This is a genomic window from Flavobacterium sp. KBS0721 (genome assembly GCF_002007065.3).
GTDB classification, from domain to species: Bacteria; Bacteroidota; Bacteroidia; order Flavobacteriales; family Flavobacteriaceae; genus Flavobacterium; species Flavobacterium piscis.
In genome coordinates this window covers 1,297,444-1,311,326 of the sequence record NZ_CP042170.1, presented here as the reverse complement: position 1 = coordinate 1,311,326, position 13,883 = coordinate 1,297,444, and the positions used below count along the sequence as shown (strand labels likewise).

At 34.8% G+C, this 13,883-nt stretch carries 11 protein-coding genes and 2 tRNA genes; 7 read left to right on the top strand and 6 right to left on the bottom strand.

Translation table 11 applies throughout. The features are described from left to right. Positions 1-4: 4 nt before the first annotated feature. The 4 genes from B0M43_RS05890 to B0M43_RS05875 form a co-directional block, all read right to left on the bottom strand. Positions 5-2,842, bottom strand: coding sequence for a carboxypeptidase-like regulatory domain-containing protein (locus B0M43_RS05890; RefSeq protein ID WP_078006499.1), 2,838 nt, complete (start codon positions 2,840-2,842; stop codon positions 5-7). 283 nt (positions 2,843-3,125) lie between these two features. After that, positions 3,126-4,346: an MFS transporter gene (locus B0M43_RS05885; RefSeq protein WP_246860199.1), complete on the bottom strand. Its 1,221-nt coding sequence runs from the start codon at positions 4,344-4,346 to the stop codon at positions 3,126-3,128. A 347-nt stretch (positions 4,347-4,693) separates the two neighbouring features. After that, the gene (locus B0M43_RS05880; RefSeq protein WP_078006501.1) at positions 4,694-5,734 is read right to left on the bottom strand and encodes a Gfo/Idh/MocA family oxidoreductase; all 1,041 of its coding nucleotides are present in this window, start codon (positions 5,732-5,734) and stop codon (positions 4,694-4,696) included. 183 nt (positions 5,735-5,917) lie between these two features. Then, a complete protein-coding gene (locus B0M43_RS05875) occupies positions 5,918-6,991 on the bottom strand; it encodes an NADH:flavin oxidoreductase/NADH oxidase (RefSeq protein WP_078006502.1) in 1,074 nt (357 codons plus the stop codon). A 200-nt stretch (positions 6,992-7,191) separates the two neighbouring features. On the opposite strand from B0M43_RS05875, the gene rseP reads away from it, so the two are divergent. From rseP to B0M43_RS05850, 5 genes are all read left to right on the top strand, one after another. After that, complete coding sequence (rseP, locus tag B0M43_RS05870; protein ID WP_078006503.1) at positions 7,192-8,532, top strand: RIP metalloprotease RseP; 1,341 nt, start codon at positions 7,192-7,194, stop codon at positions 8,530-8,532. Between the two features lie 85 nt (positions 8,533-8,617). After that, positions 8,618-8,691, top strand: a tRNA-Asn gene (locus tag B0M43_RS05865). Positions 8,692-8,729: 38 nt separating this feature from the next. Then, positions 8,730-8,803 (top strand) — tRNA-Asn (locus tag B0M43_RS05860). Between the two features lie 59 nt (positions 8,804-8,862). Then, positions 8,863-9,153, top strand: coding sequence for a GIY-YIG nuclease family protein (locus B0M43_RS05855; protein WP_078006504.1), 291 nt, complete (start codon positions 8,863-8,865; stop codon positions 9,151-9,153). A gap of 107 nt (positions 9,154-9,260) precedes the next feature. Further along, positions 9,261-9,551: a GIY-YIG nuclease family protein gene (locus B0M43_RS05850; protein WP_078006505.1), complete on the top strand. Its 291-nt coding sequence runs from the start codon at positions 9,261-9,263 to the stop codon at positions 9,549-9,551. A 240-nt stretch (positions 9,552-9,791) separates the two neighbouring features. On the opposite strand, the gene B0M43_RS05845 is transcribed toward B0M43_RS05850, so the two are convergent. Next, a complete protein-coding gene (locus tag B0M43_RS05845; RefSeq protein WP_078006506.1) occupies positions 9,792-10,499 on the bottom strand; it encodes a hypothetical protein in 708 nt (235 codons plus the stop codon). A 202-nt stretch (positions 10,500-10,701) separates the two neighbouring features. After that, a complete protein-coding gene (locus B0M43_RS05840; RefSeq protein ID WP_078006507.1) occupies positions 10,702-11,898 on the bottom strand; it encodes an aminopeptidase C in 1,197 nt (398 codons plus the stop codon). Between the two features lie 244 nt (positions 11,899-12,142). On the opposite strand from B0M43_RS05840, the gene B0M43_RS05835 reads away from it, so the two are divergent. Both B0M43_RS05835 and B0M43_RS05830 read left to right on the top strand, forming a co-directional pair. Then, positions 12,143-12,940 (top strand): AraC family transcriptional regulator, encoded by a 798-nt coding sequence (locus B0M43_RS05835; protein ID WP_078006508.1) that lies wholly within the window; start codon positions 12,143-12,145, stop codon positions 12,938-12,940. A gap of 78 nt (positions 12,941-13,018) precedes the next feature. Next, the gene (locus B0M43_RS05830) at positions 13,019-13,879 is read left to right on the top strand and encodes a CPBP family intramembrane glutamic endopeptidase (protein ID WP_078006509.1); all 861 of its coding nucleotides are present in this window, start codon (positions 13,019-13,021) and stop codon (positions 13,877-13,879) included. Positions 13,880-13,883 lie beyond the last annotated feature (4 nt).

The window sequence follows — 13,883 nt, the reverse complement described above, 5'->3', positions numbered from 1 at the left end:
GAATTTATAAACTAATAGTTAGATTTACGAAATAAGTTCTTCCGTATCCATAATAATATTTAGGTCCAAATGATGGCGTTCCGCTTGAAACATCCTGATTTAATGCTCTGAAATTAGCATTCCTCGCCTGCTCAAAACCACCTGTTTCATAAGTCGCATCCAGAACATTATTTATACTTGCAAAAAGACCAACATATTTACCGGAAATACGCCAGGATTTACCTCCACTAACATTTAGTAACGAAATTGGATCGAATTTTTCTTGTTTTAGCAAAGCAGTTGCGCGTTCTTCGGTGGCTTCAGGAAAAACCAAACCGCTTATTGGATTTTTATAAAAACGGGCTGTTCTGGCAATTGGCGAAACATCAATATAACTTTCGGTCATATAGTTGATGTTGGCTCCCAACCACCAATATTTTGGGTCCCGATATTCTAACCCAACAGAGTAAGCTTGTTGCGGCATACCCGGTTGTTTATAGTTTTTGAGATATGATTGGCCAAAATCAAAAGTAGTTTGGGTATCTCCCTTTGCTGCATTTGCATCGTTTGTTATGGAAACATTTGGATTACTATTATAAGTATAGTTACCACACGCAACAGATAATGTACTTTTTAGTGTTGATGAAATTTGATATTCGAAACTCAGCTCTGCTCCAATGTTTTTCTTGTCGAGATGCGTCAAAGTCTGGCTTACAAATGCATCTGTATTGTTATAACTTGCTCCTCTGTCAAAAATACCTTCGGCATAGAAAAAAGAAGTTTTTGTGGTATTTTTTATCAAAGTATAATAAACCGTTGTGCGGATTTTAAGTTTGGGTGAACGGAAAACATAATTCGCTTCTGCACTGCTTATATTTTCATTTTCGATGCCGTCAACAACTGAATTATTCAGGCGTGAATTGGCAAAAGTATTTCGAAGTGATGGCGCTCTGGTAAGATGCATTCCGTTAAAAAATAACCATTGTTTCCCAGAGATTTTATAAGTGAATCCGCCTTTAAAGCCGAAGTTTTCAAAATTCACTTTTACACTTTTACCCAAAGAAGTTGTAGGGTAAATTCCGTTTTGATACAGACCGTCTCTTTGATAATTTGAAACTGAATACGATTGCCCCAGATAAAAATCGATCTTATTATAACTAAACTTAAACTGCGTAAAAGCATCAATTGTCGTAGCGAGAAGATTAAAATTGTAACCGTAAGTATCTCCTTTTTTTACCTGACGATTTGGATGCTGTAAATCTGATTGTGACTGATCTCCGCTGTAAAATGCATCGATATCTTCAAAATATTCACCTCCGAGCAAATCTAAAAGATATTGAAATTGATGAGATTTTAAATTTCGAAAAGTTATTCCTCCATCAAAAAAACTATTTTCGGTAATTTGAATATTTAAATTCGAATTGGCAGCAAACGTTTTATCATCTGTTCGGTCTTCATATACAACATAATGACTTTGTGAAGGCTGATAACCTGTAATTTTTCCATCTGAATTTAATATTGGCTTTTGATTGGCGTGATACATTTCATCCCAATTGATTTGTGAATTTTCTAGAAATAGTTTTTTATTGAATTCCGCATTTTCATAATCAGGAGTAAACGCTCCTGAAAATTCTCCGATATCTTTTCCGTAAAGTGAAGTATAATAGCTGGGTAATTTTCGATAATAAACAGGATCAGGACTATTTGCATTTTGATAATCAATCGTGCTGTTTCCTACTTTTCCAAATTGATACATTACACTGGAATTGAGGCTTGCTTTTTCATTTATTTTATAATAATGGTTGAGCATCAATAAGGGTTCTTCGACTTTTTTTATCCTTGCATTTCGTTTCTCGCCATCCTGAAAACCCCAATACGAATTGTATTTTTCGTTGGTTAATTCAACCACTTCATTGGTATTTGCTGAATTTTTCCCTCTGGAATTTGGCGTGTAAAAACCTGTAAAATTCAGCGAATGTTTGTTGCTTAACTTTTTCTCTATACTTATAAAAAACGACTCAGCATCAAAATTTGTTCCTTCAAAATAACCTTCATTACCAATACGTTTTCCGGCTGATACTACATAAGCCCAACCCGAAGAATTCATTCCGGAAGCATAAGTACCATTGGCGCGCCAGTTATAAGTGGTATTACTTCCTGAAAAAGTAAGCCTTGCCCCTTTTCTGTAAATCGAAGCGCGGGTCGATATTTGTTGGGTGCCCAATATTCCTCCAAAAGTAAAGTTCGAGGTTGCGGCTCCAACAGAAAATTCCTGATTTCGTAGTACATCATTCAAACCTCCCCAGTTGCTCCATTGCGGCCTTCCGTCATAAATTTTATTCATAACCATACCATTGAGCATCATAGTTCCGTTTTCGCTGTCCAGACCCCGAATTCTAAATCGGGCCTGACCCCAATTGAAAGCTGACGCTTGCATAAAAGCATCTTTTGAAGACTGTAAAAGTCCTGAAGTCATTTCTGATGAACTATTATCATCTGAAAGATCACTGTCTAATAATGTGATTAACGTTGCAGGAACATCATCTGAAAAATTGTCTTCTAATTGTAATATTCCGAGATTGACTGTTTCTTCCGGATTTGAATTTATTTTTAAAAGTAAATCTTTATATCCCTGACTTCTCAGCAGCAATAATTGCTCTCCTTTTATAGCAGAATGCAATTCGAATGTTCCGTTTGTATTGGTAAGCTGTGTGATCGAAGAATTTTGAATACTTACCACAACACTTTCAAGAGGATTTTGCGTTTTTGCATCGATTACTATTCCCGAGAAAGTAGTTTCTTGTTGTGCAAAAGCAACTCTAAAAGACAATAAAATAAAAAACAACATGTATTTCTTTCCCATGAAAAACCCAATTTACTTTGATAAATAGTTTTCAGATCGAGCCGTTTTGATTTTCAAAACTTCAATCCTTACGTCAAAAGATAAAATTGGTCTTTGGAAAAGACTTTCGTTGAATACGAAACTTAATTTTCAACCTCAAATATAAACAAAAAACAACAACAAAGTAATTTCTTACAAATATTTATAGTAATGTTTATTTCAATTATTTTCAAAATTGCAGTTCTACATGCTTAAATTATAACAATCGTAAAACAAAAATTTTGCGACTTAGCGAGATTATTTTCTATTCAGTAGTTCTAATTTTCGAAACCATAAAGGCAATCAGAACACCAAAGATTCCGATAAAGGCAAAGGAAAACTGAAGTCCAAAAGCTTCCGCAATATGACCAATAACCGGAGGCCCCATTAAGAAACCTAAGAAACTTACACTTGAAACAATCGTTAAAGCTTCTCCGGGAGGAACGGTAGGATTTTTTCCTGCCATACTATAAACAGTAGGCACAATGGTAGCGACTCCTAAACCAACAAGCATAAAAGCAATGGTACAAGGAATAATATAAGGGAGAAAAACTGCCGTAAAAAGTCCGACAGAAATCATAACGCCGCTAATTTGCATCACGCGTTCACGTCCAAATTTATTGATAAGCCCATCGCCTAAAAATCGTCCGCTGGCCATCATGATCATGAAGGATGTATAGCCTAAAATTACTAAAGGTCCGGGAGCTTTTACAATATCTTTAAAGTAGACTCCGCTCCAATCGAACATTACCCCTTCGCTCGCCATACTGCAAAAACCAATGACGCCAAGCCAAAGCAAAGAGCTGTCGGGTTTTACAAATAGTTTTTTCTTTTCGGATGTTTTATTTTTTATTTTTTCTTTGGCTTTGACCAAAAATTTAAAATTGAAAGCGACCATTAAAAGTACAATTGCGCCCACAACTAAAAAATGATGAAATGGTGTTAGTTTTAAAGTCAACATTCCCAGACCAACCAAAGCTCCGGTAAATCCGGCAAAACTCCACATACCGTGAAAAGAGGACATGATTGTTTTTTTGAAAAGCACCTCGGTATAAACGCCTTGAGTATTTACCGCAATGTTGGCTAAATTTCCAAAAACTCCAAATAGAAATAATCCTAATGATAATTGCAACGCTGATGTTGCCAATCCTAAATTAGCCAGACATAAAACATACATTATTAAGGAGAAAATAAGAATACGATGACTCCCAAACTTGGTTACCATTTTACCTGAAAAAGGCATGATAATCAATTGCCCCATTGGCAAGGCAAAAAGAATCGAACCCAAATCGCCTTCGGTTAAATGTAGTGCGGTTTTAATGTCCGGAATTCTACTCGCCCAGGTTGCAAAACTTAATCCCATACCAAAATAAAACATTCCCACAGCAAAACGAATTCGGTTTAAGTAAGAGGCTTTTGCTTCTCTATAAACTTTCTTGATTTTTCCTTTTGTTTGGAATAGCGATAATGGATTGAAACTGATCAAAGTAATGTATTTTTGGATTTCTAGCATAAAAGTACTAAAAAGCCACTTTATAGACTATAAAACCCTACTAGTTCCTAAATTTATAACGTTATATGTTTATAAATTTTTTAAAAGTGGCAAAGGTTCTGAGGTACAAAGGGACAAAGGTTTTTTTGATGCCCACAGATTAGACGGATGAAACGGATTTACACAGATTATTTTTTGCTTTTATATAGAGGAGCACCATAGTGCTTGTTGCAAAAAAAAGACGCACTGCTGTGCGTCTCTACGATATAGTTTTAAAGATATAATTAGAATAAATCTGTGTTAATCTGTTTAGATCCGTAAAACCCGTGGGCAATTTTACGTTACAAATTAATTACCTTTTGTTGCGCATTACTTGCGATTGCAGCTTCTATAATTTGCATCACTTTTACCCCATCTTGTGCTGTAACAGGTTCTGTTTTATTATTCGCAATTGATTCATAAACGCCATCAAAAAACGAAAAATAATTTCCCTGAAGCGTTGGGATTTTTTCACGTATTTCTTTTCCGTCAATTTCGGTATGTAAAAGTCCTTGCAGGGTTTCTGATTCTGTTCCCCAAGTTTCCAGGTTTGGTTTTTTACCCAGTTTTAATTCATCTTCCTGAACATCTCCACGAGGTTTTAAAAACGAACCTTTTTTTCCGTGAATGGTATATGCCGGATTGGCTTCCCGAACAAAAAAACTGGCTTTTAAACGCACTCTGAAATCTTCATAAATCAACAATAAATCGATCCAGTCATCGACCAAAGAGTTTTCTCTTGTAAAACGAATATCTCCAAAAACTGACTTTGGTGAACCAAACAAACATACGGCCTGGTCGATTAAATGCGGACCTAAATCTTTCAGGATTCCGGCGCCATCGTTTACAGTTTCTTTATGTACTTTTGCACTCAATAAAGGATTGTATCTGTCAAAGTGAAATTCGGCTTCGACCAAATCTCCTAAAGTTCCTTCTTTGATTACTTTTTGAACGGTTTTAAAATCGCTGTCCCATCTTCTGTTTTGAAAAACAGCTAATTTTAATCCTTTTTCTTTTGCAATTGAGGCTAATTCTTCGGCCTCTTCCACAGTTGTAGTAAAGGCTTTTTCGACAACAGCATGTTTTCCTGCCAATAAAACTTTTTTGGCATATTCGAAATGTGTTCCTACTGGCGTGTTTACAATTACCAAATCGACATCATCTGCTAGTAAATCATCAATTGTTGGATAACTTTTTACACTTGGATAATCTTCCTGAATGAGTTTTTTGCTTCTTTCCCAAGATCCTAAAAGTGCAAATCCGGGGTGAATATCTAAAAACGGAGCATGAAAAACTTTCCCTGACATTCCGTATGATAATAGTGCTGTTTTTATTTTTTGCATTTTGTCTAGTTTAGTTTTGCCACAGATTTTACAGATTAAAAATGATTTTTCTTTCGCCACTAATTACACCAATTTTCGCTAATTTTTTTCGCAGTTTGAATTAATATCATTTGTGCAAATTAGTGTAATTCGTGGCGACATTTTTTTAAATCATTTTAATCTGTGAAATCTGTGGCAAAAAAATTATTTAATTTTAGCGCGTTCGTATTGTTTTGGCCATTGAATATCGTCGTGTAATTCTTTGGCAAAATCTAAAGGTAAATTCGGATTTCTAAGAGATTCTCTGGCGAATAAAACTAAATCGGCCTGATTGTTTTCCAGAATTTCTTCGGCTTGTTTGGCTTCGGTAATTAAACCTACGGCACCGGTTAAAATTGATGCTTCTTTTTTAACTTTCTCTGCAAACTGAACCTGATAACCCGGTTTTAATTCAATTTTTTGATGTGAAACTAATCCGCCTGAGGAAACATCTATTAAATCTACTCCTTTTTCTTTTAAGATTTTCGAAAGTTGTACAGATTCTTCGGGATTCCATCCGCCTTCTGCCCAGTCTGTGGCGGAAATCCTTATGAATAAAGGCAGATCAGAAGGCCATTCTGACTGAACCGCTGCTACAATTTCCAGAGTAAAACGAATTCTATTTTCAAAACTTCCGCCGTATTCATCGGTTCGTACATTAGTTAACGGAGATAAAAATTGATGCAACAAGTACCCGTGTGCTCCGTGAAGTTCCATCACCTGATAACCCGCCTGAACCGCTCTTTTTGTCGCTGCCTTAAAATCTGAAATAACTTTTTGGATTCCGTTTTGATCTAAAGCTTCCGGAAGAAATGGTTCGCCATCATGATACGGAATGTTACTCGCGCCAACCGTTTGCCATCCGCCCTGAGTGAAATCTAATTTTTTATTACCTTCCCAAGGAGCCGAAACACTTGCTTTTCGTCCTGCATGCGCCAGCTGAATTCCCGGAATCCCATTTTGTAACACGATAAATTCGTTGATTGTTTTGAGTTTTTCGATATGCTCATCTTTCCAGATTCCTAAATCAGATGGAGAAATTCTGGCTTCGGGAGAAACTGCTGTTGCCTCCTGAATGATTAAAGCTGCTCCGCCACTGGCACGACTGCCTAAGTGAACCAAATGCCAATCATTTGCAAATCCGTCAACGGAAGAATATTGGCACATGGGCGAAATAACAATTCTATTTTTTAAAGTAATTTTTTTTATAGTAAGTGGAGAAAATAATAATGAAGCCATGTTTGTAACTTTTAATGGTTTTACGCTACCTATTGAGTATGATAGTGTTTAAAAAAGTAAAGTTAAAGCTTCTTCGTAAAAGGAGAAATCTAAATGTTTATTAATTAACAAACATTTAAAACCTTAAGTATTATATTGCACTATCAAATTAAAATAGAAACGTTACTTTTGTGCGTTAAATTACGAACTAAAAATACAAAATGGATATAGTTATCAAACTCTCTCAATTTCTATTGAGTTTATCTTTACTTATTATTCTTCACGAATTAGGACATTTTATTCCTGCAAAATTATTTAAAACAAGAGTCGAAAAATTTTACTTATTTTTTGATGTTAAATATTCTCTATTAAAAAAGAAAATTGGCGAAACCGAATACGGAATTGGTTGGTTACCACTTGGAGGTTATGTAAAAATCTCTGGAATGATCGATGAAAGTATGGACAAAGAGCAAATGTCTTTACCACCTCAGCCTTGGGAATTTCGTTCTAAGCCAGCATGGCAACGTTTGATTATTATGTTGGGAGGAGTTACTGTAAACTTTATCCTGGCATTCATCATATATATAGGAATGGCGTTTGCATATGGCGATACTTATGTGGCTAACGCTGACTTAAAAGACGGGGTCTTAGTGGAAAATCCTGCAATGCTAAAAGCTGGTTTTAAAACTGGTGATAAATTTCTGGCTGTTGATGGACAAAAAATCGAAAATTTCGACAACGATATCAACATGAAAATTATCATGGCTAAAGAAATTTTGATCGAAAGAAACGGACAACAACAAACCGTTAAAATGCCTACTGATTTTGTAGATCAGCTTTCTAAACAGAAAAAAGCGCATCTTGTAGACATGAGAATTCCGTTTGCTATTGCTGCTGTTACGCCAGAATCTGGAAACACAGCTTTAAAACCAAAAGATTTAATTATTAGTCTTAACGGACAAGATGCAAGATATTTTGATCAGGTTAAAACAATTTTAGAAAAAAATAAAGGAAAAACGATTCCTGCTGTTGTTTTACGTGATCTAAAACAAGTACCTGTTACCGTTAAAGTTTCTGAAGCTGGTGTATTAGGTGTTAATGTTGGCGGTTTAAATATCGAATCTTTGGCAAAACTAGGTTACTATAAGGTAAGCACTAAAAACTACAGTTTCTTTGAATCTATTCCGGTTGGACTAACAAAAGGGAAAGATCAATTAGTAGGCTACGGAAAACAACTTAAAATGATTTTTAATCCTGAAACAAAAGCTTACAAACAAGTAGGTGGTTTTGCAGCGATTTTTAATATTTTTCCGAGTACCTGGAGTTGGGAAACTTTCTGGTCGATCACCGCTTTATTGTCGATTATGCTTGGAGTTATGAATTTATTGCCAATTCCCGCACTTGATGGTGGTCATGTGATGTTTTTATTATACGAAATAATTAGCGGCCGAAAACCGAGTGACAAATTCCTTGAAAATGCTCAAATAGTTGGTTTCGTTCTACTTATAACGCTACTTTTGTTCGCTAACGGAAATGATATTTATAAGGCAATTGTCAAGTAGTAAAATATTTTAAAAAAAGTGCAAAAATATTTTTGAGAAACTAAAAAATCCTCTATATTTGCACTCGCTAAAAAGAGCAACAACTTCCTCCTTAGCTCAGTTGGTTAGAGCATCTGACTGTTAATCAGAGGGTCCTTGGTTCGAGCCCAAGAGGGGGAGCAACTTTTTTTAGCAAACATATTTACCTTTAAGGTGATTCCTTCTTAGCTCAGTTGGTTAGAGCATCTGACTGTTAATCAGAGGGTCCTTGGTTCGAGCCCAAGAGAGGGAGCTTATTAAATACCACTTACAAACGTAAGTGGTATTTTTTTTGCCTAAAATTTAACTTTCATGTATATTGTTTATATTCTTCGCTCAAATAAACTTAACCGTTTTTACATTGGATTCACTTCTGATTCTGATATAAGATTAGAATTTCATAAAAATGCCGAGTCTAATAAATTTACAGCAAATGCTGATGACTGGGAATTATTTACTAAAATACCATGCGAAAGCAAGTCACAAGCATTGAGAATTGAAAGCCATATTAAAAAAATGAAAAGCAAAACCTATATCGAAAATCTCATTAAATACCCAGATATCATTTTAAAACTTAAAGATAAATACAACCAAAACTGTTAATCAGAGCCCCGATAGCTATCGGGGTTGGTTCGAGCCCAAGAGAGGGAGCTTATTAAATACCACTTACAAACGTAAGTGGTATTTTTTTTGCCTAAAATTTAACTTTCATGTATATTGTTTATATTCTTCGCTCAAATAAACTTAACCGTTTTTATATTGGATTCACTTCTGATTTTGATATAAGATTAGAATTTCATAAAAATGCCGAGTCTAATAAATTTACAGCAAATGCTGATGACTGGGAATTATTTACTAAAATAACATGTGAAAGCAAGCCACAAGCATTGAGAATTGAAAGTCATATTAAAAAAATGAAAAGCAAAACCTATATCGAAAATCTCATTAAATACCCAGATATCATTTTAAAACTTAAAGATAAATACAACCAAAACTGTTAATCAGAGCCCCGATAGCTATCGGGGTTGGTTCGAGCCCAAGAGAGGGAGCTTAAAAAAAAAGACTATCATTCGATAGTCTTTTTTTTTATAATATTGTATTGAACCCAAATTCTGCCAACTTCAATTAAACCCTTAGTTTCAACAGTAATATTACATCAAGAGATGTATTGCGTACCAACGGTTGAAACCGTTGGCTATATTTAAATACCAGTAGTCATAAATTCTTTCAAAAATTAATCTCTAGTTCCTCACCAATTTATTGTGCTTCACCACATTATTGCCTATATTTTTACTTTCAAATAAAAGCATTGCTTCATTTGCTTTGCCCATTTGGTTGATACCTTTTAAGGATTCTGCATAACGATAATAATACATGGCATCTAAATCTGTTTTCAGAATAAAAAGTTCTTCGTAGTATTTAGCTGCTTTAGCCAAATCACCATCAAAATAAGCCCTGTCTGCCACTTTGGTGAGCATCTCTATGGATTTATATCCTTTGTCCAGAACTTTTGAATATGTGTCGACTACATCTATCGTTACATATTTTGGGGCTTCGGTGGGAGCGACTACATCGACTATAACCGGATCGATTTTTACGGCGCTACTATCAGCGACAGTTTTTGACTGTAATGCAACATCAAAGCGTTTTACTTTCGATTTTCTGTATATTGGAGTTACTACTCTGGTATTATTAGGACCGAGGTCGTAGGTGTTGACCATATTGAGTTTTGAAACTTCGTATTTGGTAATTCTTTTTCCGAAAGTCATATTAATCGTCTCCTCTACATAATACCCTACAATTACCAGGTTTTCTTTAGAGGAATTATCAGAACGCACGGTTGCATTCTCGATTGCTGTAATAGCAGAAGCATTGTCTTTGCTTTGTCCAAAACAGCTAAAAGAAAAATTTAATAAAATTGCTACAAAAAGTACCTCATAAGTTTTCATGGTAGTTTGCAATTGTTATTCAAAAAATTATAAAACACTGATATAAATATAGTTATTATTTTATTTCTTTATTTAATAAAACCTATAAACAGCCATAAAAAACGTTTAAACGTAGCTAATAATATGGATTCTCATATTATTATAAAAAAGCAGCGTTACTTTTCAGTAACGCTGCTTTTTATTTAGATCATTTGCTACACTCTTAAACCCCTAACTTCTTAGCAATTTCAGTAGGGATTCCGCCTTTGTTTAGTAACAAAGCAGTTGTTTTATATTTCACAAAGTTTTTAGTCACAAACAAGTATCCTTTGTAGTCGTTTGTTGCTCCCCATGAATTTTTTACGATGTAATATTCTTTTCCGGTTTGATCTTTTGTAAGACCAATAATGTGCATTCCGTGGTCGTCTGTTGTGGTGTAATTATCAAACGCAGCCTGACGCATTTCTGGCGTGATTTCAGGTTCCGCTTTTGGTCCGTTGAACATGTCTGCTTTTTCTTCGGCAGTCATATCATCAAATTTCTTTGTTGGTACATAGGCTACTCCATTTTTCCAGCTAAAGCTTTTCTCGCTTACATCTGTTGCCCAGGCTACTGTATATCCTTTTTTCAAAGCATTGTCGATAACATCTGTCATGTCGTTTACTTTTACGTTGTAAACCTGATCAAATGACCAGTTGTCCGGTACCATCATGGTTGTTTTTTCGTAATACGGAGAGGTTGTAAAAGATGAAATTTCTACATACTCATCAGGATTAATACCCACTACTTCCTTAGCAAAAGTTTGTGGCGTATAGTTTTTCCCTTTGTAAGTAAAGTTTTCCGGCACGGTTCCTAAATACGAATCGATAACTGCAGTGTAAGCTTTTTTCCAGTTTGGCGTTAATTCACCGTTCGGGTTTTTAACTACAGCAGTTAGAACACCTTCTATAAGCGCTGCCATTTCTCCAAATTTATTTTTATCAGTTCCGTAGTTCAATCCTGTGTAAACTTCTCTTGGTACGGTTCCGTATTTTTTATACATATTTATTACATCATGCAAAGCTCCACCATCACCTAAAGTAACTGCTCCGTGCATGCGTACATAATTTACTCCTTTTTCTACATACACATTTCTTGCAGAGTAAATTTGAGATAATTCTACCGGCTGTTTTCCTAAACGAATCATTTCTGACTCTAAGAAAGAGTTAGTAGAATAACTCCAGCATGTTCCTGACGAACCCTGAAGTTTTACAGATGTAGTTCCTAAATTGATTACGTCAGTGAATTTAAAGTTTTCTTTACTTTTTTCGCTTGCATTGAGTTTTAGCGAATTCACTAAAATGTCTTGTGCAAAACAGCCAGTTGCTCCAAGAAAAAAAACCGAAGCAGCAAGCACTGATTTGAATGAAAATGTATTCATAATATTTATTTAATGATTTAATAAATTAGTTGTTACAATTTATTTTTGTTACAAAACAATTAAATTTTATACATAAAAGCTAAGTTTCAACCGTTAATAATTACAAAATATTTTCATTAAGCTATAATCTCTTACAAAATATGCAGAAAAGAAACTCTAACTAAATCGAAAAAGAATGTTTTTTTTACTTTTATAAAATATGTAGTAATTTGGTTGCTGTAAATACCACTTATAATCCTGGAAAATGTTCGAACTCGAAAAAGAAAAATATTTGGGTAATACCAAAAATATCTTCAACAACAATCAAGGTATTGCGGTTGTCGAAACGGAGTATCAGCAAAAGGTTTACGAAGGATGGCATTCGCATAATAATGCACACATAACGCTTTTCCTGAAAGGCGGAACGGCCGAAAAACGAAAAAACTCCAGTACGGTTGTAGGCCCGGGCTCTTTATTATTTTATCACAGCGACGAGTTGCATCTTAATCAGGATACTCTTTTTCCTTCTAAAAATATTAATATTGAAATAGAAGAAAATCTGCTGAAAGAGCTGCAAATCTCTGAAGCTATTATCGAGAAATCTACCCGAAATACTACGCTTACTAAATTTTTGATTCTGAAGATTTTTAAAGAATCGATAGTAGCAGATTCTTTTTCCGGCGATACGATTAATATGCTATTTGCACAATTATCTAATGCTAATATGCATTTGGAAAAATATGAAAAAAGTCCGTTTTGGGTAAAGAGTTTAAACGAATTACTGAATGATTGCTGGAACGAAAATCCAAACCTGCAGGATCTGGCCCAGGTTTTAAACTTAAATCCGATCACGATATCCAAGCATTTTCCTCGATACTTTGGCTGTACTTTAGGTGAGTATATGCGCCGTATAAAAATTGACCGTTCGCTTTCGCTGATAGAATCCAACCAAATTAACTTGACCGAAATTGGTTTTCAATGCGGATTTGCAGATCAGAGTCATTTTATCAGAACATTCAAAAATCAAACGGGATTTTTACCCAAGCAATTTCAAAAATTATAAGGGAGGCAAATTTCATTCTATTTTTTGGTTTTAAGGCGATTTACATTTGCTTCATCATAAATCATAAAATATAATCTGATGGAAATGCTTACTTTAAAACAAAGAACTTTTAATTCTCCAATAACCAAAATTATTCTTGCCTTATTGACTTTTTTGGCGGTTGTTATTATTGGTCAACAAATTGCCGTAAAATTACTGGATTTAACTTCGCTTGATAAAGACTATCGAAATCTTCTCAAAGGACTTTTTGTTTCGGCATCATGCGTTTTGAGTTATATTCTTTTCTTTAAAAAATATGACAAAAGAGCTGTAACGGAGTTTGCTGTAAAAGGACTTGCAAAAAATCTTATAATAGGTACTTCAATTGGTTTTATGTTGCAATCGCTTACTATTTTAGTAATGTACCTCAACGGAAATTACAGCGTCATCAACATCAACCCTGTTTCATTTATCCTGATTCCGTTTGCGCTTATGTTTACCGTTGCCATTATCGAAGAAATTTTGGTAAGAGGTATTATATTCAGAATTATGGAAGAAAAACTGGGAAGTTATGTTTCTTTGACCATTTCGTCGCTACTATTTGGCGTTTTACATTTGGCAAATCCTCACAGCACTTTGATTTCGAGTATCTGTATAACTATTGCAGGTTTTTTGATGGGGGCTGCTTTTATTTATAGCCGTAATTTATGGATGCCAATTGCTTTACATTTTGCCTGGAATTTTACTCAATCAGGGATTTTTGGCGCGATCACTTCCGGAAACGAAAAAACAAACAGTTTATTAAAAGCCAAAATCCAGGGTTCGGAATTTATTACCGGTGGAGCATTTGGTCCTGAAGGCTCCATACAGGCCATTATTTTTTGTGCACTAGGAACTATTGTAGTATTGATTTTGAGCCGTAAAGCTAACAAAATCATAAAACCGTACTGGAAGCAATAAGCAT

Excerpts from the sequence above, each read along its gene's own strand:
- B0M43_RS05890 (WP_078006499.1), bottom strand. The coding sequence starts at position 2,842 with ATGGGAAAGAAATACATGTTGTTTTTTATTTTATTGTCTTTTAGAGTT.
- B0M43_RS05880 (WP_078006501.1), bottom strand. The coding sequence starts at position 5,734 with ATGCAAAAAATAAAAACAGCACTATTATCATACGGAATGTCAGGGAAA.
- B0M43_RS05875 (WP_078006502.1), bottom strand. The coding sequence starts at position 6,991 with ATGGCTTCATTATTATTTTCTCCACTTACTATAAAAAAAATTACTTTA.
- rseP (WP_078006503.1), top strand. The coding sequence starts at position 7,192 with ATGGATATAGTTATCAAACTCTCTCAATTTCTATTGAGTTTATCTTTA.
- B0M43_RS05855 (WP_078006504.1), top strand. The coding sequence starts at position 8,863 with ATGTATATTGTTTATATTCTTCGCTCAAATAAACTTAACCGTTTTTAC.
- B0M43_RS05850 (WP_078006505.1), top strand. The coding sequence starts at position 9,261 with ATGTATATTGTTTATATTCTTCGCTCAAATAAACTTAACCGTTTTTAT.
- B0M43_RS05845 (WP_078006506.1), bottom strand. The coding sequence starts at position 10,499 with ATGAAAACTTATGAGGTACTTTTTGTAGCAATTTTATTAAATTTTTCT.
- B0M43_RS05840 (WP_078006507.1), bottom strand. The coding sequence starts at position 11,898 with ATGAATACATTTTCATTCAAATCAGTGCTTGCTGCTTCGGTTTTTTTT.
- B0M43_RS05835 (WP_078006508.1), top strand. The coding sequence starts at position 12,143 with ATGTTCGAACTCGAAAAAGAAAAATATTTGGGTAATACCAAAAATATC.
- B0M43_RS05830 (WP_078006509.1), top strand. The coding sequence starts at position 13,019 with ATGGAAATGCTTACTTTAAAACAAAGAACTTTTAATTCTCCAATAACC.